Origin of the sequence: Arthrobacter sp. Leaf337 (genome assembly GCF_001423745.1) — a bacterium.
Lineage (GTDB): Bacteria > Actinomycetota > Actinomycetes > Actinomycetales > Micrococcaceae > Arthrobacter.
The window spans coordinates 607446-628686 of sequence record NZ_LMPC01000012.1; the positions used below are offsets into that span (position 1 = coordinate 607446).

18 protein-coding genes and 1 pseudogene are annotated in these 21241 nt (G+C 66.6%); 3 read left to right on the forward strand and 16 right to left on the reverse strand.

What is annotated here, in order from left to right:
• Positions 1-13: 13 nt before the first annotated feature.
• The 5 genes and pseudogenes from ASF98_RS11985 to lysS all read right to left on the reverse strand — a co-directional run bounded on the left by ASF98_RS11985 (position 14) and on the right by lysS (position 7432).
• The gene (locus ASF98_RS11985; protein WP_055801907.1) at positions 14-2134 is read right to left on the reverse strand and encodes a prolyl oligopeptidase family serine peptidase; all 2121 of its coding nucleotides are present in this window, start codon (positions 2132-2134) and stop codon (positions 14-16) included.
• A gap of 241 nt (positions 2135-2375) precedes the next feature.
• A pseudogene (locus ASF98_RS11990) lies at positions 2376-4828 on the reverse strand (ATP-dependent Clp protease ATP-binding subunit).
• Between the two features lie 393 nt (positions 4829-5221).
• Positions 5222-5548: a histone-like nucleoid-structuring protein Lsr2 gene (locus ASF98_RS11995; RefSeq protein WP_028270336.1), complete on the reverse strand. Its 327-nt coding sequence runs from the start codon at positions 5546-5548 to the stop codon at positions 5222-5224.
• A gap of 136 nt (positions 5549-5684) precedes the next feature.
• Positions 5685-5897, reverse strand: coding sequence for a hypothetical protein (locus ASF98_RS12000; RefSeq protein WP_055801908.1), 213 nt, complete (start codon positions 5895-5897; stop codon positions 5685-5687).
• A 2-nt stretch (positions 5898-5899) separates the two neighbouring features.
• Positions 5900-7432, reverse strand: coding sequence for a lysine--tRNA ligase (gene lysS, locus ASF98_RS12005; RefSeq protein WP_055801911.1), 1533 nt, complete (start codon positions 7430-7432; stop codon positions 5900-5902).
• Between the two features lie 102 nt (positions 7433-7534).
• On the opposite strand from lysS, the gene ASF98_RS12010 reads away from it, so the two are divergent.
• From ASF98_RS12010 to ASF98_RS12020, 3 genes are all read left to right on the forward strand, one after another.
• Positions 7535-8482, forward strand: a complete 948-nt coding sequence (locus ASF98_RS12010) for an alpha/beta fold hydrolase (RefSeq protein WP_055801914.1) — start codon at positions 7535-7537, stop codon at positions 8480-8482.
• Positions 8483-8553: 71 nt separating this feature from the next.
• On the forward strand, positions 8554-9363 hold the full coding sequence (locus ASF98_RS12015) for an alpha/beta fold hydrolase (protein WP_055802456.1): 810 nt from the start codon (positions 8554-8556) through the stop codon (positions 9361-9363).
• A 61-nt stretch (positions 9364-9424) separates the two neighbouring features.
• Positions 9425-10261 (forward strand): alpha/beta fold hydrolase, encoded by an 837-nt coding sequence (locus ASF98_RS12020; RefSeq protein WP_055801916.1) that lies wholly within the window; start codon positions 9425-9427, stop codon positions 10259-10261.
• A 101-nt stretch (positions 10262-10362) separates the two neighbouring features.
• Here the strand turns inward: ASF98_RS12020 and ASF98_RS12025 are convergent, their stop codons facing one another.
• The 11 genes from ASF98_RS12025 to ftsH all read right to left on the reverse strand — a co-directional run bounded on the left by ASF98_RS12025 (position 10363) and on the right by ftsH (position 21147).
• On the reverse strand, positions 10363-11856 hold the full coding sequence (locus ASF98_RS12025) for an MDR family MFS transporter (RefSeq protein WP_055801919.1): 1494 nt from the start codon (positions 11854-11856) through the stop codon (positions 10363-10365).
• 102 nt (positions 11857-11958) lie between these two features.
• Positions 11959-12888: a 4-phosphopantoate--beta-alanine ligase gene (locus ASF98_RS12030; RefSeq protein ID WP_055801927.1), complete on the reverse strand. Its 930-nt coding sequence runs from the start codon at positions 12886-12888 to the stop codon at positions 11959-11961.
• A gap of 1 nt (position 12889) precedes the next feature.
• Complete coding sequence (locus tag ASF98_RS12035) at positions 12890-13864, reverse strand: Rossmann-like and DUF2520 domain-containing protein (protein ID WP_055801930.1); 975 nt, start codon at positions 13862-13864, stop codon at positions 12890-12892.
• Positions 13857-15518, reverse strand: a complete 1662-nt coding sequence (locus tag ASF98_RS12040) for a PH domain-containing protein (RefSeq protein ID WP_156372374.1) — start codon at positions 15516-15518, stop codon at positions 13857-13859. Before ASF98_RS12040 ends, ASF98_RS12035 begins: the two co-directional genes overlap by 8 nt.
• Before the next feature lie 14 nt (positions 15519-15532).
• Positions 15533-16045, reverse strand: coding sequence for a PH domain-containing protein (locus tag ASF98_RS12045; RefSeq protein WP_055801936.1), 513 nt, complete (start codon positions 16043-16045; stop codon positions 15533-15535).
• On the reverse strand, positions 16026-16553 hold the full coding sequence (locus ASF98_RS12050) for a DUF3180 domain-containing protein (RefSeq protein ID WP_055801939.1): 528 nt from the start codon (positions 16551-16553) through the stop codon (positions 16026-16028). The genes ASF98_RS12045 and ASF98_RS12050 overlap by 20 nt, the downstream gene beginning before the upstream one ends.
• A 3-nt stretch (positions 16554-16556) precedes the next feature.
• On the reverse strand, positions 16557-17111 hold the full coding sequence (gene folK, locus ASF98_RS12055) for a 2-amino-4-hydroxy-6-hydroxymethyldihydropteridine diphosphokinase (protein WP_055801943.1): 555 nt from the start codon (positions 17109-17111) through the stop codon (positions 16557-16559).
• Entirely contained in the window at positions 17108-17467 is a 360-nt protein-coding gene (gene folB, locus ASF98_RS12060) for a dihydroneopterin aldolase (RefSeq protein WP_055801946.1), read from the reverse strand. The genes folK and folB overlap by 4 nt, the downstream gene beginning before the upstream one ends.
• Positions 17468-17476: 9 nt before the next feature.
• The gene (gene folP / locus ASF98_RS12065) at positions 17477-18412 is read right to left on the reverse strand and encodes a dihydropteroate synthase (protein ID WP_055801949.1); all 936 of its coding nucleotides are present in this window, start codon (positions 18410-18412) and stop codon (positions 17477-17479) included.
• A gap of 11 nt (positions 18413-18423) precedes the next feature.
• Positions 18424-19068: a GTP cyclohydrolase I FolE gene (gene folE, locus ASF98_RS12070; RefSeq protein ID WP_055801952.1), complete on the reverse strand. Its 645-nt coding sequence runs from the start codon at positions 19066-19068 to the stop codon at positions 18424-18426.
• 9 nt (positions 19069-19077) lie between these two features.
• Entirely contained in the window at positions 19078-21147 is a 2070-nt protein-coding gene (ftsH, locus tag ASF98_RS12075; RefSeq protein WP_055801955.1) for an ATP-dependent zinc metalloprotease FtsH, read from the reverse strand.
• Positions 21148-21241 lie beyond the last annotated feature (94 nt).

The window sequence follows — 21241 nt, forward strand, 5'->3', positions numbered from 1 at the left end:
GCACCTGGTCCGGCTAGAGCCCCAGTTCCGGCGGCAACGGCAGGTCACGGCCAAGCACGTTCTTCGCCAGGAAGTGCTCGACGACCCCGTACCAGACCTTGGCGTGCTGCGGCTGAAGGATCCAGTGGTTTTCGTCCGGGTAGTAGAGGAAACGGTGTGGCGTCCGGCCATTGCTGTCCGCTGCCAGCCGCGATTTGGACAGCAGTTCGTACCAGAGCCGCAGGCCTTCGCCGATGGGCACGCGGTAGTCCTTGTCGCCGTGGATCACCAGCATGGGCGTGCCGATTTTCTCGACGTGCAGGTGGGGCGAGTTAGCCATGGCCATCTCGGCCGTCATTTCCTTCAGCCAGTACTGCGACGCGTCGGTGGTGGGGCCGAACTGGTCCAGGGCCCACAGGCTTGCGTGGGTCACGATGGCGTCGAAGCGGTCCGTCTGGCCCGCCACCCAGTTCGCCATGTAACCGCCGAACGAGCCGCCCATGGCAGCAGTCCGGCCGGCGTCAATGTCGGGGCGCTCCCCGACGGCGTCCGTAATCTCCATGAGGTCCGTGAAGGGCGCCTTGCCCCATTCACCCCAGCCGCGCTGGATGTAGGACTGTCCGTAGCCGGTGGACAGGGCCGGATCCGGCAGGAGCACGGCGTAGCCCTCGGCCACCAGCAGCCACGGGTTCCAGCGCCACGTCCACGCGTTCCACGAACCCAAGGGTCCGCCGTGGATCCAGAGCAGCAGCGGCACCGGTTCCTGCGCGGAGGCGCCATCCGGCAGGGCCAGGTAGGCAGGCACCCGCGTGCCGTCGGCGACGGTCGCGTCAATGCGCTCCAGGGAAGCCTGGATATGCGGGCGCTCAGCCGGAGCCTGAAGGCGGGTGACGTCCCCGCTCGCCAGGTCGATCCGGACCGCCTCGGGCGGAAATTCGTACGAACTCCGCAGTGCGTAGGCGCTCCGCCCGTCCGGGGAAACCACGACGTCGGTGTAGGCGGCGGCGTCCCGGGTCACCCGGGTGACACTCCCTTCAGCGGCAGGCGCCGGAACGGTGATCCGGAAAACCGGCGACGCGCCGTCGTCGTCGGCCGTCACCAGGAGGGCGGTGCCGTCCGGCAACCACGCCGCCTTGATGGCCCAGCGGTCCCAGTCGCGGGCAAGCGGCCGGAGGGTCGGCTCCGGTTCCCCCGGCGCACTGACGTCCAGCAGGTGGAGCTTGACCTGCGGAGCCTCGAAGGGAGTGGTGTCGGATTCGCTCATCACCACCAGCGTGCGATTGTCAGGGCTTACCGGCCCCGCAAAGTAGCTCATGCCTTCGTGGTCCAGCAGGACCCTATGCGTCGCTGTGGCCACGTCAATGGCTACCAGGATGGAGCGCGAATCGGCCTTGGCGAGGGGTTTGTCGAAGCTGGTGTAGATCGTCCTGCCGTCCGGGCTGACCACCGAATCTGCGTTGCGCAACAAGCCCGCCGCGTCCGGCGTCAGGTTCCGGAGTTTCAGCGGCGCGGCGGCGTCAACCGTCGCAGGTTTGCCGCGCTCCTTCTGCTCCCCCGGCTCGACAGCGAAAATTCGCGGCTGGTCCGGGCCCAGGTCTGCATCCCAGTAGCGCACGGGGTAGCCGCTGTGGAGGATGGCGGACACTTTGTTGTCCTTGCGGCTCTTGCGCCGCGCTTCGTCCGCCTCCTCGTCGGCGGAACCCGCCAGGACGGACGCCGTGACGAACGTGGCCCCGGTATCCCGGGCCGACATCACCTGGCCGATCCCGCCGGCCCGCGAAAGGACCACCCGGGCCTCGCCGCCGTCGGCGGGCAGCTGCCAGAGCGCACTGACAGGTTCATCGTCGGGGCTCTCGGGATCGGGGCGCGCGGACGTGAAGTAGAGATCCCCCGTGGAGGCAAAGGCAGCGCCCGCCTCGCCCTTGGCGCTGCGGGTGATCCGCCGGGCGTGCCCCTCACCCGCGGGGTCCAGTTCCCACAGTGCGGTGACGTACTCGGTGCCCTTGGAGTTGAGCGTGGCGACAGTGGTCACCAGGCGCTTTCCGTCCGGGCTCAGCGCCAGGCCGCTCACGCGGGGTATGGCGAGATAGTGGTCAATGTCGTGGAAAGGGGTCGCCGGTTGCTCGCTCAGGATCGCTGAGTCTTGGGAAGCCATGAAGAGATTCAACCCGAGTTGTGCTTTCCGTCACAACCACTTCACTACCGGCGAAACGCCCCGGCCACCGCCTTCCCTTCATGAGCCGAAGGGCGCGGGGTTGGCTTGGCACCGTCGGCCGAGACATTTGCCGGCGCCGAGCTGGAGGCGAGGGACAGCGCCGGACCCAGCAACGGGCACCGGGACAACGCAAAAGGCCCGCCGACTCCTTTCGGGAGCTGACGGGCCTTGGCGGTAATGCTTAGACGCTCGGAGCGATTTCCGGGATGCGCGGCTTGGCGTTTCCTTCGAACGTGAACTTGGCGTCGTCGCCTTCGCCGTCCACATCCACCACTACGATGTCGCCCGCGTGGATCTCTCCGAAGAGGATCTTTTCGGACAGCTGGTCTTCGATCTCGCGCTGGATGGTGCGGCGCAGCGGCCGTGCACCCATGGCGGGATCGTAGCCGCGGGTGGCCAGGAGCACCTTGGCAGCCTTGGTGAGCTCGATGCCCATGTCCTTGTCCTTGAGGCGCTTTTCGAGGCGGCCGACGAACAGGTCCACGATCTCGATGATCTCGTCCTGGGTCAGCTGCGGGAACACCACAACGTCGTCAACACGGTTCAGGAACTCGGGGCGGAAGTGCTGCTTGAGCTCCTCGGTGACGCGGGCGCGCATCCGGTTGTAGCCGGTCTGCGTGTCCGTGCCGGACTGGAAGCCGGTGGCAACGCTCTTGGAAATGTCCCGCGTTCCAAGGTTGGTGGTCATGATAATCACAGTGTTCTTGAAGTCCACCACGCGGCCCTGGGAGTCGGTCAAGCGGCCGTCTTCCAGAATCTGCAGCAGTGAGTTGAAGAGGTCCGCGTGGGCCTTTTCCACTTCGTCGAACAGCACCACGGAGAACGGACGGCGGCGGACCTTTTCGGTTAGCTGTCCGCCTTCTTCGTAGCCGACGTAGCCCGGAGGGGCACCGAAGAGGCGAGACACCGTGTGCTTCTCGGAGTATTCGGACATGTCCAGCGTGATGAGGGCATCCTCTTCACCGAACAGGAATTCGGCGAGGGCCTTGGCGAGCTCGGTCTTGCCTACGCCGGTGGGCCCGGCGAAGATGAACGAACCGCCCGGACGCTTGGGGTCCTTCAGGCCTGCACGGGTGCGGCGGATTGCCTGGGACAGGGCCTTGATGGCCTCGTCTTGGCCGACGACGCGCTTGTGCAGTTCGCCTTCCATCTTCAGCAGGCGCGAGGACTCTTCCTCGGTCAGCTTGAAGACGGGAATGCCGGTGGAGTTCGCCAGCACCTCGGCGATGAGATCCTCATCCACCTCGGAGATGTCGTCCATGCCGCCGGTCTTCCAGTGGCGTTCCTTCTCGGCCCGCTCGGCAATGAGCTTCTGCTCCTTGTCGCGCAGCGAGGCGGCACCTTCGAAGTCCTGCGCGTCAATCGCGGACTCCTTCTCCATCTTGAGTTCGGCGATGCGCTCGTCCATGGCCTTGAGCTCCGGCGGAGCGGTCATGCGGCGGATGCGCAGGCGCGCGCCGGCTTCATCAATGAGGTCGATGGCCTTGTCCGGCAGGAAGCGGTCCGAGATGTAGCGTTCGGACAGGTTGGCTGCCGAGGCGAGGGCGCCGTCGGTGATGGTCACACGGTGGTGCGCCTCGTAGCGGTCGCGCAGGCCCTTGAGGATCTCGATGGCGTGCGCCACCGAAGGCTCCTTGACCTGGATCGGCTGGAAGCGGCGCTCAAGCGCTGCATCCTTCTCAATGTGCTTGCGGTATTCATCCAGCGTGGTGGCACCGATGGTCTGGAGCTCGCCTCGTGCCAGCATGGGCTTCAGGATGGACGCGGCATCGATGGCGCCTTCGGCGGCACCCGCACCCACCAGGGTGTGGATCTCGTCGATGAACAGGATGATGTCGCCGCGGGTCCGGATCTCCTTGAGGACCTTCTTCAGGCGCTCTTCGAAGTCACCGCGGTAGCGGGAGCCTGCCACCAGGGACCCAAGGTCCAGGGTGTAGAGCTGCTTGTCTTTGATGGTCTCCGGACGGCGGTCTTGCCGACACCGGGTTCGCCGATGAGGACGGGGTTGTTCTTGGTGCGCCGGGAAAGGACCTGCATGACGCGTTCCATTTCCTGTTCGCGCCCGATGACCGGGTCCAGCTTGTTCTCGCGCGCAGCCTGGGTCAGGTTGCGGCCGAACTGGTCCAGGACCACGGAACCTGCAGGAGTTCCCTCCGGCTGGCCGGTGCCGACGCCTGCGCCGGTGGTCTCCTTGCCCTGGTAGCCCGAGAGCAGCTGGATCACCTGCTGGCGGACGCGGTTGAGGTCCGCTCCGAGCTTCACGAGCACCTGGGCAGCCACACCTTCGCCCTCGCGGATGAGCCCCAGCAGGATGTGCTCCGTGCCGATGTAGTTATGGCCCAGCTGAAGGGCTTCGCGGAGCGAGAGCTCCAGCACCTTCTTGGCGCGCGGGGTGAAGGGGATGTGGCCGGACGGGGCCTGCTGGCCCTGGCCGATAATCTCCTGCACCTGCTCGCGTACGCCGTCGAGCGAAATGCTCAAGGACTCCAGAGCTTTGGCGGCAACGCCCTCACCCTCATGGATCAGACCCAAGAGGATGTGTTCGGTACCGATGTAATTGTGGTTCAGCATGCGTGCCTCTTCTTGGGCAAGCACAACTACGCGACGGGCACGGTCCGTAAATCGCTCAAACATTTCGCCACACTCCTAGCTACGACGTACTTTGATGCTACGTGGCAGACCCGGACTTGTGGAGCGTGTTCGCCACAGGGGAAACCCGGGGTCGTCCTCCCGGGTTGACAGCGCAGGTCATCAAGGCAGCAGGAGCCCCCGAACTCCGCGCCTATTGGCTTTGTTTTCAGTCCGGAATCCCGCCACTTGCACGACTCTTATTGCAGCTCGGCCGCCCCGAACTTGAACGCGGAACTCGCCCCTGGCTTGCAACTGCCTTGTTCCCGGGCGCAATATCCCCGGAATAGCGGGTACCGCTTTACCCGAGCAGCTTCGTCGGCAGGCACTGGTATTCAAAAGGCAATGCCCCCGCCGATTGGCAGGGGCATTGATTTTCCACGCAAAACTGCGGCAGTGCTAGGAATTTGCCTTCTGGTAGGCTTCCTGAATTTCAGCCTGGATGCGGCCGCGGCTGTTAACCGCGTAACCGTTCTCCCTGGCCCACTGGCGAATCTGTGCAGAGTCCTGGTTCCTGCCGCCTGAGACCTTGGTGCGGGTGGCGCGGCCGGTGGACGTCTTGCGGGCGCTTGAAACAAACCGCTCCAAGGAGGAGCGGAGTTCTGCAGCATTGGCACCCGACAGGTCAATTTCGTAACTGACACCGTCAAGGCCAAATCGGACAGTTTCGTCCGCGGTTCCCCCATCCAGATCATCGACAAGGATGATTTTTACTTTCTGTGCCATATAAATTCTCTCTTTTGGAAAGGACGGGTATGCAGAAAAGCAGGATGTATCTGTAAAAAGTATCCCCCGGTTTATGGCAACGCGTCAAAGCGCCAAAAGGTTCCTGTGAATGGTGGGCAGGAATATACAGGGAGTATTAGTTTGTGCCGTTCCCGTTGCCGGCATTCGTCCCGGTATTCGGCGCGCCATTGGGTCCGTGATTGGTTTCAGCCGCGCGGGCGTCCGCCTCGGCCTGGGCGCGCGCTTCTGCCTGGCGCTCCGACTTATCCGCGTTGAAGATCGACTTCATGGCGAACCAGAACAGCAACCCGACCACAAGGGACGGCAGGAGGACTGCAACGTACTCCACGGTCAGTGCCCTTCGGGCTTCAGCAGCGGGAAGAGGATGGTCTCGCGGATGCCTGCGCCGGTGAACAGCATCACCAGGCGGTCGATGCCCAGCCCGATGCCGCCCATGGGCGGAGCGCCGTACTCCAGCGCGCGGAGGAAATCCTCATCCAGCTGCATGGCCTCGACATCACCGGCAGCGGCGTGCATGGACTGTTCGGTGAGGCGCTCCCGCTGGATCACGGGGTCGATGAGCTCGGAGAAGGCCGTGCCGCGCTCCATGCCGCCGATGATCAGGTCCCAGGCCTCGATCAGGCGGTCGTCGTCGCGGTGCTGGCGTGCGAGCGGCTGCGCGGAGGGCGGGTAGTCGTACACGAAGGTGGGGTTCAGCAGCGTGGGTTCCACGATTTCGCCGAACAGTTCAACGGCCAGCTTTTCGGCATCCCACTTGGGATCCACCTTGACCTCGTGCTTGGCCGCAACAGCCCGCAGTTCCTCCACAGTGGTGTCCGGTGTGATTTCCTGGCCCACGGCGTCGGAAAGTCCGGGGTAGACAGCCAGCCACTTCCATTCGCCGTCGAGGTTGATCTCCCCGGCTTCGGTTTGGAGGGTGCGGCCCACACCGGCGGCGTCGGCGGCGTCGAGGATGATCTCCTTGATGCGGTCCGCCATGACGAACTGGTCGGCCCAGGCTTCATAGCATTCCAGCGTGGTGAATTCCGGGCTGTGCGTGGAGTCCACGCCTTCGTTGCGGAACACCCGTCCCATGTCGTAGACGCGGTCGATGCCGCCCACCACGGCGCGCTTGAGGTACAGCTCGGTGGCGATGCGGAGGGTCATCTTCTGGTCGAAGGCGTTCATGTGGGTCTCGAACGGCCGGGCCAGGGCGCCGCCGTGGACCAGCTGCAGCATCGGGGTTTCCACCTCGACGTAGTTGCGGCGGTGCAGGCTTTCCCGGATGGAGCGGGTGATCGCCGCGCGGGTGTACACCATTTCGCGGGCCTCGTCCCGGACCATCAGGTCCACGTAGCGCTGGCGGACGCGGGTTTCCTCGTTCAGGCCGGCGTGCAGCACCGGCAGCGGGCGCAGCGCCTTGGACGCCATGGACCACGAATCGGCCATCACGGACAGCTCGCCGCGGCGGGAGGAAATGACCTCGCCCTTGATGAAGACGTGGTCGCCCAGATCAACCAGGGCCTTCCATTCAGCCAGTGCTTCTTCGCCCACGTTGGCGAGGCTCAGCATGGCCTGGAGGCGGGTGCCCTTGCCGTCCGTGCCGCCTTCCTGGAGCGTGGCGAAGCACAGCTTGCCCGTGTTGCGGATGAAGACGATGCGGCCGGTGACGCCCACGGTGTCCCCGGTGGTCTCGTCGGCCTGGAGGTGCGCGTACTTCTCCCGGATTTCGCTCAGGGAATGCGTGCGTTCAACACCCACCGGGTAGGCCTCGACGCCGCGTTCAATCAGCTTGGCGCGCTTCTCCATGCGGATGCGCATCTGCTCGCTGGCGTCCGCCGGTTCGGCAGCATTGGTCGGGGTGGGGGTGTTTTGGGAAGTCACAATCCCTAAGTTTACCGGGAGTTCTCCGGCATGTTTTCCGACCACACTTCGATCCCCCCTCCCGCGGGAGCGCATCGAAGAGCGGGGCATAGACTCGGGGCTGTGGAAACTCGGACGATCAGGACGGACGACGGCGAAGGCCACCTTCAGGTGCACTCCTTCAGTCCTGCTCCCGCCACCGCACTTCCCGTCCCGGCACCTCCCGCAGCGGACGGCGCGGCGCGACCCGGCGTCGTCGTAATTCACGGAACCCTGGTGACCGACGCGCTGTACCGGCCGTTCGCGCTGAAGATCGCACGCCTGCTGCGGCGGCCGGTGCACACGTACAACCGCCGCGGCCGGGCAGGTTCCTCGGAGCAGCGGGAAGACTATTCGGCCGCGACGGAGGTCAGCGACCTCCGTACCGTCATGCGGGCAACCGGGGCCGCCGACGTCGTGGCCCACAGTTACGGCGGCTTCGTGGCACTGCAGGCCGCCAGGACGGAGCCCATCCGGCGGCTCGTGACGTACGACGCCGCGGTTTCCCTGTCCGGCAGCCTCAGCCGCCGGTGGCGGCCGGAACTGGAGCACTCCATGGCGGCCGGGCAGCTCGACCAGGCGTGGGCGCACCTTGTCCAGGGCCTGGAGACCGCCGGGCCGGTGTCGAAACTCCCGCTCGGGGCCCTGCGCATGCTCAGCATCCTGTCGGCCCGGACCCGCCTCGGCGCGGAAATGCGGCAACTGCTGCCCACCGCCGTCGTCGAAATGCGGGCGGTGCTCCAGGCCGACGCCGAACTTGGGGATTTCGCCGGCGTCACCACCCCCACCCTGATGCTGAGCGGCGGCTGGAGCCCGGCGTACTTCGCCGAAACAGGCCGGCAGCTCGCAGCGGCAGTCCCAGCAATCGACTTCGCCCTTGTACCCGGGCAGCTGCACGAAGGCCCGCTCCGTCCGGGGGCGCGACTGGCCCTCACCACCGCGCGGTTCCTGGCCGACGACGCCGGGCTGCGGCTCCAGCGCCTCCGCGCCGCCGGGATTCCCCTGGGTAACCGTTTTAGGATGGGCCGGTGAAGGAAACCCGCGCCCGTGAGGGAACAGTCAAACAGCAGGTCATCCCCACGCACGACGGCGGACGGCTGGCTATGTACAGCTACGGAACCGTCGATGCCCCCGGCGAGCGCCGTGTGGTGGTGATCGGCGGAGCCTTCCTCACGGCATCGATCTACCGGCCGTTTTCCGAGGCACTGTCCAAGGGCCTCGGCGACGGCTGGGCGGTGGACGTCTATGACCGGCGCGGCCGCGGGGATTCCACGCCGCAGCCGGCGGACTACTCCATGGCCACCGAGATTGCCGACGTCCGGACCATCATGGATGCCACCGGCGCCCGCAACCTGTTCGGCCACAGCCTGGGCGGCTCCGTGGCGCTCAACGCGGTGCAGGAGTTCATCGGCACCGCCCACCAGCCGGACAAGCTTGCGGTCTATGACGCCGCAGTAAACATCGACGGCAGCGTGGATACCTCCTGGCTGGACGGTTTCGAACGCTCAGTCAACGAGGGGAACGTCCCGCACGCCCTGGCCAAGCTCAAGAAGGGCATGCAGCCAAACGCGGCGCTGGCCAGGATTCCGGAGCCGGTCCTCGCCGGGCTGATGGCGCTGGTATCGCGGACCAAGGTGAACCGTCTCTTCAAGGAGCTCATGCCCAGCGGGGTGGGCGAGCTGAAGGCGGTGTTCGACGAGGCCGACCACGTCCGCGACTTCTCCGTCCTACCGCCGAACACGCGGTTCATGGTGGGAGCCAAGAGCCCCCGGTACTACAAGGTAACGGCGGAACTGCTGCACCGTGCCGTGCCCGGCAGCGCCCTCCAGGTTTCACCCAAGTGCGTCCATGCCTCCATTCCCGCGGCCGTCAAGGAACTGGTTGAGGACATCTCCGCGTATTACAGGGGCTGACGCACTGCGTGCCGGGCCGAAGCTGCTGCGCGGTTCCGGCCGCCCCGGGTAGGCTCGGAACATGACGCGCGAGAACATCAAAACACCCGACGGCGGAACGCTGGAGCTTTACACCACGGGGGCCGAGCTGGCTTCGGCGGGCTCGGGCGTCGTCGTCGTTCAGGCTTCCATGGTCACCGCCGCGGACTACACGCGCTTTGCCCAGAAACTGAGTGCCTCGCTGGGCCGGCCAGTGCACACGTTCAACCGGCGCGGCCGGGGTGAATCGTCACCGCAGCCCGAGGACTACACCCTGGACGTGGACATCCGCGACCTGGATGCCGTGATGCGGCACACGTCCAGCACGGACGTCTTCGGCCACAGCTTCGGCGGCGCCGTGGCACTCCACGCCGCCCGCACGCTGCCGGTGGAACGACTCGCAGTCTACGATCCCGCCGTCTCCGTCAACCACAGCGTGAAGGCTGACTGGATTGCCGAATACGAACGCGCCACCGCTACCGGCGACGACGACCGCGCCCTCGCCGTGCTGGTCAGGGGACTCGAAACGGGAGGGGCCCTGTCCTCACGGATGCCGCTCTCGATGCTGACGTTGGCCAACAAGCTCATTGCCGGGACACCAATCGGCAAGCAGCAGCGCGAGCTGATGAAGACCGGGGTCCGGGAGATCAAGGCGATCATCGCGGCGGACATGCCGGCCGAGCCGTTCCTGGCCCTGCCCCTGGAGACCCTCATTATTGTGGGCGAAAAGAGCCCCGCCTACTTCGGCATCGCGTGCGGCCAGATCCACGACGTCCTGTCCGGGTCGAGCTACACCATCCTGCCCGGCTCCGGCCATGACGGCGTCAACCGCGCCCCGGACAAGCTGATCACCGAACTCAGCGAATTCTTCGCCGGCTGACCCCGGTTTCCCTGCGGCAAACGCGAACGGACACTTGGGGCCCTCGGAAAGGGGGCCTCAAGTGTCCGTTCGCGCTTAAGTCTTCGCGCTAGAAGGTTGAGCTAGTGCGCTGCCGGCACCGGGTGTTCCGCACCGGCGGTCTTGCGCATCATGGCGGAAAGCACGACGGCGGCCACGGCGATGATTGCCGCAGTCAGGAACGCTGCGTGCATGCCCGCGACGATGCCCGATCCTGCGGACACGACCGCGTAGATCGAGACCAGGAGCGCGGTTCCGGCCGCACCGGCAACCTGCTGCAGGGTGCTCATAATGGCTGAACCGTGCGAGTAGAGGTGCGGCGGCAGCGGGTTGAGTCCGGTGGTGAACGCGGGGGTGAACAGGAGCGCCAGGCCCAGGCTGAGGACCACGTGCAGCGTCACAATCCACCAGACGGCTGTTTCGGCATTCAGCATGGAGAACTGCCACAGGGACAGCACCATCATGACGGATCCTGTAACGGTCAGGGGAAGGGGGCCAACCTTGTCGAAAAGGCGGCCGATGAACGGGCCCAAAAGGCCCATGGCCAGGCCGCCGGGCAGGAGCGCCAGACCGGTCTCCAAGGACTTCAGCCCGCGGATTTCCTGAAGGTACAGCGGGAGCAGGATGACGGCACCGAACAGGGCGATCATGGCCACGACCAGGAGCAGCACGGACACGGTGAACATGCGGAAGTTGAATGCGCGCAGGTCCAGCAGCGGGCCGTCGGATTTCTGCAGCTTCAGCTGGCGGAAGACGAACGCCGTCATGGCCACCAGGCCGATTGCCAGCGCAGCCAGGGCTGTCGTTCCGGGGCCGCTTTGCCCGCCGTGGCCACCGCCGACCTGGCTAAGCCCGTACACCAGGCCGCCGAAGGCAGGCACAGTCAGCAGCACGGACAGGATGTCCAGCCGGGTCTTCTCGGATTCGCCGATGTTGGTGAGGTAGCGGGCTCCAATGGCGAAGGCTGCCAGGGCGATCGGCAGCACGAATACGAACATGAAGCGCCACGTGAAGTGCTCGAGGATCAGCCCGGACACCGTGGGGCCCATGGCCGGGGCCACCGAAATGGCGATGCTCACGTTGCCCATGACGGCACCGCGCCGTTCGATGGGCACGAGCGTCAGGATGGTGGTCATCAGCAGCGGAAGCATGATGGCCGTGCCGCCGGCCTGCACGATGCGGGCCAGCAGGAGGACTTCGAATCCCGGAGCAAGCGCCGCCAGAAGGGTGCCGCCCGAAAACAGCCCCATGGCCAGCATGAAGACGGCCCTGGTGGACAGCCGCTGCAGGATGAATCCGGTGGTGGGGATGACCACGGCCATCGTGAGCATAAAGCCCGTGGACAGCCACTGCACCGTAGGGGCGTCGACGCCAAGGTCCACCATGAGCCGCTGGAGGGCGACGTTCATGATGGTCTCGTTGAGGATGACCACGAAGGTGGCAACCAGCAGGGTGACGATGATGGTGACGGACTCGCGGGACATCTTGACCGGGCCGGTCGCCGTTACCGTCTCAGACGCAGGCGCGGCGGGGGCCACGGGGTCGCCGTGGGCGTTGGAAGAGACGTCTGTAGACATGGGGATTCCCTCAGGGAGATGTGAAGTGGTTTCCGGCGAGCTTCGTCGCTGCAGATTCCAACAGTGTATCCGCCGGGGTAATTCCCGTCATTGGAAAAAAGTTCAGGAGCTGAGGGGCACGTTGTCAATCAGCCGGACCGGGCCCACCTTCGCCGCGATGATGGCCAGGCCTTCGCCGCGGAACGGTGTCTCCTTGCAGTTCTCGGCCAGGGGTTCGAGCGTGTCCGGATCCACCACGTCGAAGTAGTCCAGTCCCACCAGGGGCTGCGATTCCACCAGGGCCTGGGCGGATTCCAGGTCGAGCGGTTCGTGGGCGTTGGCCCGCTCTTCGAGGAGCCGCAGCGCCCGGGAGAGGACCAGGGCTGCGCCGCGTTCCTCCGCGGACAGGAACCTGTTGCGGCTGCTCAGGGCCAGGCCGTCAGCGGAACGGACGGTCGGCACGGCCACGATCTCCACGGGGAAGTTCAGGTCCGCCACCATGCGACGCACCAGCGCCAGCTGCTGGGCGTCCTTCTGGCCGAAGTAGGCGCGGTACGCGGGCAGGCCCGCGCCGGCGCCGGTCACGAACGCGCCTCCGCCGGGCAGCCCTGTCCCCGGGATCCCGTAGTGCAGCAGCTTGGCCACCACCGTGAGTGCGCCGTCGAAGTGGCCGGGGCGGGACGCGCCCTCCCATTTCTCGGCCAGCCGTCCTGCCGTCACGCGGACGAGGGGCTCGCCGCCGGGGTAGACCTCGTCCACGGACGGCGCGAACACCAGGTCCACGCCCTCGGCGTCCAGGAGTTCCATGTCCGCTTCAAGGGTCCGGGGGTACCGGTCCAGGTCCACGGCCTCGCCGAACTGCAGCGGATTGACGAAGATGCTGGCCACTACAACGTCGTTTTGTGCGACGGCGGTGCCCGCCAGCCTCGCGTGGCCTTCGTGCAGGGCGCCCATCGTGGGAACGAGGCCCTGTGACGAACCCTGTTTCTCCGCCAGCAGCCGGGCGCTTTCGGCGCGCAGCTGCGCCGCCGTGGTCACGAGTTTGATCGCCAAGTCAGTTACCTCCAGTGGCCTGCGGCCCGTCGTTGTCCGGCCCGCTGTTGTCCGGTCCGCTGTTGTCCGGTCCGTCGTCATCCAGACCGTCTATGCCGGCCAGGGCTTTCCGGATAGCGTCCAGCTGGTCCGGTTTCAGCAGCCCCCGGCTCCCGGCGCGGCGGGCGGTGGCCCGCGCCATGGCCAGGTATGCCTCGAGAATATCGCCGCCTGCACCGGCGTCGTGTTCGCGCAGGGCCTCGGCGTGCGCGGCAACCGTGCCGACATCACCCCGGGCCACCGGCCCGGTCAGGGCGGCCTCGCCGGAGGCAAGCGCGTTCTCCAGCGTTGCCCGCAGCAGCGGACCCAGCATCCGTTCAGGGAATTCGACGCCCACCTCGCGCAGCAGCTGAGAGGCCTGGGCAACCAGGGTGACCATGTGGTTCGAGCCGTGCGCCAGGGCCGCGTGGTACTGGGTACGGTCGCCCTCGGCAATGGCCACCGGTTCGGCGCCCATCTCCACCACCAGGGCCTGCGCGATGGGCAGCATCGCGGCGTCCGCCGTGACTCCGAAGGTGCAGTCCAGCAGCCGGGTGAGGTCCAGGCTCATGCCGGTGAAGGTCATGGCGGGGTGCAGCGCGAGCGGGATGGCACCGGCTGCCCGCACCGGATGCAGGATGCCAACGCCAAAGCGGCCGGAGGTGTGGGCCACGATTTGTCCGGGCTGCCAGGCGCCCAGCTTCGCAAGCCCCTGCACGAGGTCGCCCAGGGCATCGTCCGGAACGGCGAGCAGCACCAGCTCGGACCGTTCCACGATGTCCTGCACGTCGAGGACCGGCACGCCGGGCAGCAGGGTTTCGGCGCGTTCGCGGCTGGCGTCGGAGACGGCGGAAACCCCGACGACGGCGTGCTCGGCTGCGCGGAGTGCTGCACCGAGCACGGCTCCGACTTTGCCTGCACCGATGATTCCGATGCCGAGGCGTCCTGGCTTAGCCATGTTGGGGGCCTTCCTCGCGGGTTTGCAGGTCGACGGGTTCACGCCGGAGATCGGTTGTGTGGAGATACGGGGTTTCGCTCCCCGGCCGCTCCCTGACCACCGGAGGCTCAGCCGCCGTGGCCGGAGCGACCTGCGCGAGCCATTGCTCGCTGGTCTGGCGCTTGCGGGCTTCCCGTGCGCGGGCGGCCTGGGCATCGAACAGGGCCCGGGCTTCATCCAGCCCGGCCTGGATGACCCGGGGCGACACCGGACCGGCCGTGGTGTGAAGGACCAGGTCCGCCACCCGGAAGCGCCGCGCCAGGGGTCCTTGGTGCAGGGCCATCGACTGCGTGCGCTGGTGCGGAACCACCACCAGCTCGCGCCACAGCCGGCCGGAACGGATGAGCAGCGCCGTGTCCGTAGCGGCGAAGCCGTTGCGGCGCCAGCCCATCGGAGCCAGCAGCCGCACGCGCTGCGGACTGGTGACGAAACCGCCGTCGGGCGCTCCGGTGGAAGACCCGGCCGCGGGACCCTCCCCGGCGGGGACGCCTCCCTTGGAGACCGCTCCCCCGGGGGCGAGGCCGCTCAGGCCGGCACCAAAGACGCGGGCGGGGTCTGCTGTTCCGGGGTCGGGGAGCACCAGGGCGAGCATCCTCATAACGTCCGCCAGGACGCCCACGGGGAGAATCGTGGTGCGTGAGGCGGCTTCGCCGTTGCTGCCGGGGCCGCCGTAGCCGGCAACGTTCACCTGCATCCGGTACCAGCCGAAGATCCGCCACAGCGGCGGCTGCGTAACTTTCAGGGCCTGGATCCTGCCGGGCGGAAGGGTCTGCGCCTGGGTGTCCAGCAGCCCGTAACGGAGCCGGATGCCGTCGGGTGAAATGGCGGCGGTGAAGTTGTAGCCCTTGTTGAAGGACCCCCAATAGGCGGCGGCCAGGCCAAGGACGGCGGGGATCAGATAAAAGTAGAAGCTGCGGTTGTCGGTGATGGCTGAGAGCACCACGGACGCCACGGCGCCCAGCACCACGAAGAAACTCTGTTCGCTCAGGAGCAGCGAACCGACAAGGCGTGACGGCGGGACGGCCAGGACGGGGTATTCCGGCGCCTCCGGCAGGGCTGCTTCGGGCCGCTCGGGGTCAGGTTCCAGCCCGGCCGCGCGGGCCAGGATGGTGGCCCGCAGCTGGCGGGCGTCGTCGATCCGGAGGTAGGCCAGGCGGACCGCCGATTCGCCGGCATCGGCCACCTCGAACTTGAGCTCGGCAAGGCCGAAGACCCGGGCCAGGAGGGGCTGCACGATGTCGATGGCCTGCACGCGGTCCAGCCTGGCCTGCCGCTGCTGCTTGAACAGGAAGCCCGTGTTCACCCGGACGTAGCCTTCGGCCACCTGGTAGCGGGTGAAGTACCAGGTCATGATGAACCCGAGTACGGACAGCAGCAGGACCAGGCCGCCGCCGGCGAGCAGGAACGGCACGCGCCCGGCATACATGTCATCCATCAGGGGCCGGCCCTGCAGGAGCCGCTCAAAGGTGTCGCGGCCGAAGAAAAAGCCGATGGCGGCCAGCGCCACCCAGCCCCGGATGAACGGCGACGCAGGATGCACCCGCAGCCACTCGCCGTCGGGCTTCCCGGAAACCTGCCCGGCCCCGTCAGTGGCCACGGGGCCTTCAGGGGTCACGGCGTAGCCTGGGGTCACAGCCCGGCCAGCCGTGCAGCGCCCCGGGCGGAAAGCTGTTCACGGAGCCGCGCCCCCTCATCGGCAGGCAGGCCCGGGATTTCAGCGTTGGTGCCGGCGGAGGCGGTGTGCAGCTTCAGCGTGCAGAGGCCGAGGGCGCGTTCCACGGGGCCTACGCCGATGTCGACGTACTGCATCCGGCCGTAGGGGACCACCAGGGTGCGCTGGAAGAAGATGCCACTGCGGATCAGCAGGTCGTCGTCGCGCTCGGCATACCCGATGGCCCGCACCTGGCGGGGTATCAGCAGCAGCCGCCAGACGGCGAGCAGCAGCATGACGGCCGGAACCGTGATGGCCAGCCACAGCGGAACCCACTCCCACCAGCCCGCCAGGGTGAACACGAGCGGCAGTGACAGCAATGCCACGGCGATGAGGTTGCCGACCGCCCATTCGACCAGGCGGACGGTCACGTATTTGGGTGAAACGCGGAGCCAGGAGATCCCTGGCGGATCAATCGCCTCGGTACGCATATTCGCCCTCCCCCTTGGGCTTGCGGGCTCCCCTTCCGGGCGCTCCCGGCGCGCCGTCGGCGTCGCCGTCTTCGGGCGGAATCCGGCAGAAGCGTTCCACCACCAGCCCCACGATGATCATGGCAAGTCCGCCGCCGGCCATGGAAAGCGCCAGCCAGGTGATTCCCTGGTCGCTGCGCAGGTTCCAGAGCCGCAGCAGGTCCAGGAAGATTCCCGCGTGCCAGCCCAGGAGCACGGCCCCGGTGTACGCGCAGGCCTGGGCGAGGACCAGCGTCCAAGCGGCCAGGATGGGGTTGAGCATCTTCTTCTTGTTGCCGTTCCGCCAGCGCAGGACGCGGATTCCGAGCACCAGCGTGAGCGCCACGATCACGCCCATGGTCACCAGGCCGGTCTGGGGCAGCACCGGGGTGGCCAGGCCGTAGCGGGTGGTCATGACAGTCGCGAACCAGCCGGCGATGGCCAGGATCAGCCCGACGACGATCAGCAGGAAGGGGTTGACGGGTTTCACGGCCTACTCCACTGCTCCCGCGGTGGGCAGGCCGTCAAAGTCCCCGAAACCGTCGAAGGGGGCAAGATCGGGAAAGTCAGCGGCGCGGACCGCCAGTTCGCCCACGCGGACGCCGTTGAGCTCCGCCGCGGGGTCGATGAGCGACCACGGGTACAGGACAAATGCGCGCTCCGCGGCACGCGGATGGGGCAGCGTCAGCGCGGGGTCCGCACTCACCAAATCGCCGTAGGTAATGATGTCCACGTCCAGGGTCCGCGGACCCCACCGGACTTCGCGCACCCTGTGGTGCTTGTTTTCCACGGCCTGGCAATGACGCAGCAGTTCCGACGGCGGCAGCGAGGTCTCCACCGTGATCACCATGTTCAGGAAATCCGGCTGGCCTTCCGGGCCGCCCACGGCTTTGGTCTGCACCACTGGGGACACTGCGATCAGCCGCACTTCGGGCCGGTCCACCAGGTCTGCGACGGCGCTGGAGAGGGTGTCGTTCCGCTCCCCCAGGTTGCTGCCCAAGGCCAGGACGGCCCGAACGTACGGGTTGTTTGAGTACGGCGGGTTCATGACCGCCGCCGATGCACGCTGACGGAGACGTCGCCGAACTCAACCTCGATGGGAGCCTTGGGCTTGTGCACGGTGATGTCGACGGCGGCCAGCGGGAATTCCTGCAGCAGGTCTTCGGCGATGCGCACGGCCAGGGCCTCGATCAGGTTCAGCGGCTCGCCGGTGATCCAGTGCTTGATGCGTTCGGCCACCTCACCGTAGTGGGCGGTATCCAGGACGTCGTCCGAGGCGGCCGCCTTGGTGAAATCCAGGTGCAGCACCGCATCAACGATGAACGGCTGGCCGTCGCGGCGTTCGAAATCGAACACCCCGTGATGGCCGACGGCGGTAACACCGCTCAGCGTGATTGTGTCCATTGTGGCTGCCTACTTGGCGGGTCTGGAGTCGCCGAGGGAACCGGCGGACATCCGTGCGGCAACCTTGACGGCGTCAAGGCTGGGTCCGACGTCGTGCACGCGCACAGCCCATGCGCCGCGGGCGGCGCTGATCGCCGTGATGGCGGCGGTCGCGTGGTCCCGTTCCTGGGGGGCGGCAGCCTTGCCCGCCACGGTCAGCAGCGTGCCAAGGAAGCGCTTGCGCGAAGCTCCCACGAGGATCCTGTGGCCGAGGGCCTCCAGCGGTCCCATGTTCCGCAGGAGCTCCCAGTTCTGGACATCGTTCTTGGAAAAGCCCAGCCCCGGGTCCACGATGATCTGCTCCGGCGCTACGCCGGCCGCGTACAGCTTGTCGCGCACGCCCATCAGTTCGGCGGCGACTTCCTCTGCCACGTTGCCGTAGTCGGTGAGGGAAGTCATGGTCTTGGCGTCGCCGCGGCGGTGGGTCAGCACGTACGGGGCGCCGGTGCGGGCAGCCAGTTCCGCCATCTCCGGCTCCATCGTCAGCCCGGAAACGTCGTTGATGATGGCGGCGCCGGCCTTGAGGGCAGCGGCTGCCGTTGACGCGTGGGTGGTGTCGATGCTGACCAGGGCGCCGGCCTTGACCATGGCCTCGACCACGGGCAGCACACGGCGCTGTTCCTCTTCGGGGCTGACTTCCTCAGCACCGGGGCGGGTGGATTCGCCGCCGACGTCGATGATGTCGGCACCGGCGTAGAACATCCGGAGGCCGGCCGCGATGGCGGCGTCCGGCGTCGGATGCGTGCCGCCGTCGCTGAAGGAATCCGGGGTGACGTTCAGGATGCCCATCACCAGCGTGCGGTCCGTGGGGAGTTCTTCAAACTTGGCTGCCGGCCGCGGTTTACGCAGGATTGGCAAGGGGTTTGTTGCGGGTCCGGTTCCAGGGGCAGCAGCTAGGGAGTCCATAGTCTGTTTTATTACCTTCCGAGTATGAGGCTCATGGCTTCGGCGCGGGTGGCCGGGTCATGCAGTTGACCGCGCACGGCACTGGTGACGGTCTTGGCACCGGGCTTGCGGATGCCGCGCATGGACATGCAGAGGTGTTCGCACTCAACGACCACGATCGCGCCGCGCGGCTTCAAGTGCGTCACCAGTGCTTCGACGATCTGGGTTGTCAGCCGTTCCTGCACCTGCGGGCGCTTGGCGAACATGTCCACCAGCCTGGCGAGCTTGCTCAGCCCGGTAACTTTGCCGTCGTGCGAGGGAATGTAACCCACGTGCGCCACGCCATGGAACGGCACCAAGTGGTGCTCACAGGTGGAGTAGAACGGAATGTCCTTGACCAGGACCAGCTCCTCGTGGTCCAGGTCGAAGGTGGTGGCCAGGATTTCCGCGGGGTCGTGGTGCAGGCCGGCAAAGACCTCCGAGTAGGCCTTGGCCACCCTTTTGGGGGTGTCCAGCAGCCCGCTGCGGTCCGGGTCCTCCCCGATGGCCAGCAGGATTTCCCGGACGGCCGCCTCGATCCTGGGGCGGTCCACCTTCGTGCCTCCCCCATGCCGCGAATGGCCTGCAGTGGAGCGGTTGGCGGTGCCGGAAACGTCGTCGTCGTCGAAATGATTCACAGCAGAAGCTTAGCCGTGATGCGGTCCGTCGGCGCCGACGTCCGTAACACCGCTGCCGAAGTTCTCCTGGCTTGCTACGCCCTGGGGGTGGGGCGGCTGGGCGTCCAGCGGCTCTTCCAGACGGGCTTCCTTGGCTTCCTCCTGGGCCTCACGTTCGGCCCGCTCCAGCCGGGACTCAACGGGGCCGGCGGTCTGCACCGGACGGCTTTCCTTGGAGAGCCACACTTCGCGGAAGTCGCGTTTGCGGATGTCCCGGAAGACATGCGCAATCTCAGCCTGGTTGAGGGTTTCCCGCTCGAGGAGCTCAAGGGCCAGGGAATCGAGGATGTCGCGGTTCTCGGTGAGGATCGCGTAGGCCTCGTCGTGGGCCTGGTCGATCAGGCGGCGCACTTCCTCGTCCACGATGTAGGCGATCTGGTCCGAGTAGTTGCGCTCGTGGCCGGCGTCGCGGCCAAGGAACGGCTCACCGCCGCCCTGACCGAGGCGCACGGCACCGACGCGTTCGCTCATACCAAACTCCGTGACCATCTTGCGGGCCGTTCCAGTGGCCTTCTCAATGTCGTTGGAGGCGCCAGTGGACGGATCGTGGAAGACGATTTCCTCGGCCACGCGGCCGCCCATGGCGTAGGCCATCTGGTCCAGCAGTTCATTGCGGGTGATGGAGTACTTGTCGTTCTCCGGGACCACCATGGTGTAGCCCAGGGCGCGGCCGCGGGGCAGGATGGTGATCTTGGTGACCGGGGCGGAGTTCCGAAGCGCGGCAGCCACCAGGGCGTGTCCGCCTTCGTGGTACGCGGTGATCTTGCGCTCGTGTTCCTTCATGACGCGGCTGCGCTTCTGCGGTCCGGCCATGACGCGGTCAATGGCTTCGTCGAGTGCGCGGTCGTCAATCAGGTTGGCGTTGGAGCGGGCCGTCAGCAGGGCGGCCTCGTTGAGGACGTTGGCGAGGTCGGCACCGGTGTAGCCGGGGGTCTTCTTGGCGACGGCCTTCAGGTCAACACCGGGAGCCATCGGCTTGCCCTTGGCGTGCACCTGCAGGATCTGGTCGCGGCCCACGAGGTCGGGAGCCTCAACGGTGATCTGGCGGTCGAAGCGGCCGGGGCGGAGCAGGGCCGGGTCCAGCACGTCAGGACGGTTGGTGGCGGCGATCAGGATGACGTTGGTCTTGACGTCGAAGCCGTCCATTTCAACCAGCAGCTGGTTGAGGGTCTGCTCGCGTTCGTCGTTGCCGCCGCCGATGCCGGCGCCACGGTGACGGCCGACGGCGTCGATCTCGTCCACGAAGATGATGGCGGGCGAGCTGGCCTTGGCCTGCTCGAACAGGTCGCGGACACGGGACGCACCCACGCCAACGAACATTTCGACGAAGTCGGAACCCGAGATGGAGAAGAACGGCACGCCCGCTTCACCGGCGACGGCGCGGGCCAGCAGGGTCTTGCCGGTGCCCGGAGGGCCGTAGAGCAGCACGCCCTTGGGGATCTTGGCACCCACGGCCTGGAACTTGGCCGGTTCCTGGAGGAATTCCTTGATTTCCTGGAGCTCTTCGACGGCTTCGTCGGCACCGGCGACGTCGCTGAACGTCACCTGGGGCATGTCCTTATTGACCAGTTTGGCCTTGGACTTGCCGAACTGCATGATCTTGGATCCGCCGCCCTGCATGCGGGAGAGCAGGAACCAGAAGAGGACGCCCAGCAGGAGTACCGGAATCAGGAGGGAGAACAGCCCGGAGAACCAGTTGTTTTCGATCGGCTGGTCAGTGAAACCGCTTGCGGGGTTGGCGTCGGTGACTGCCTTGACCACGTCCGCGGCGCGGGCGTTGACGAAGAAGAACTGGACGTTCTTGCCCTTGTCCTGGCCGTCGATGACCAGGTTGTCCTTGAGGACCAGGTCCACGCGGTTTTCCGCGTCAAAGATCTTGGCCTGTTCCACCTTGCCGCTGTCTGCAAGAAGCTCGAGGCCCGGCTTGGTGTCGATCCGGGTAGCCCCGCCGGGGGCGAGCGTGGCAAAGGCCAGCAGGAGCATTCCGACCACAACTACGATCCAGATGCCCGGGCCCTTGAAGAAACTCTTAGCTTTCATCTGATCGGGGGCTGGCCCCGTCCCTCCTGGTAGTGCTGCACGGCGACTGGTCTGCGCGCGTGTGGTGCTGCGTCAGCTTCTAGCTATACACCGT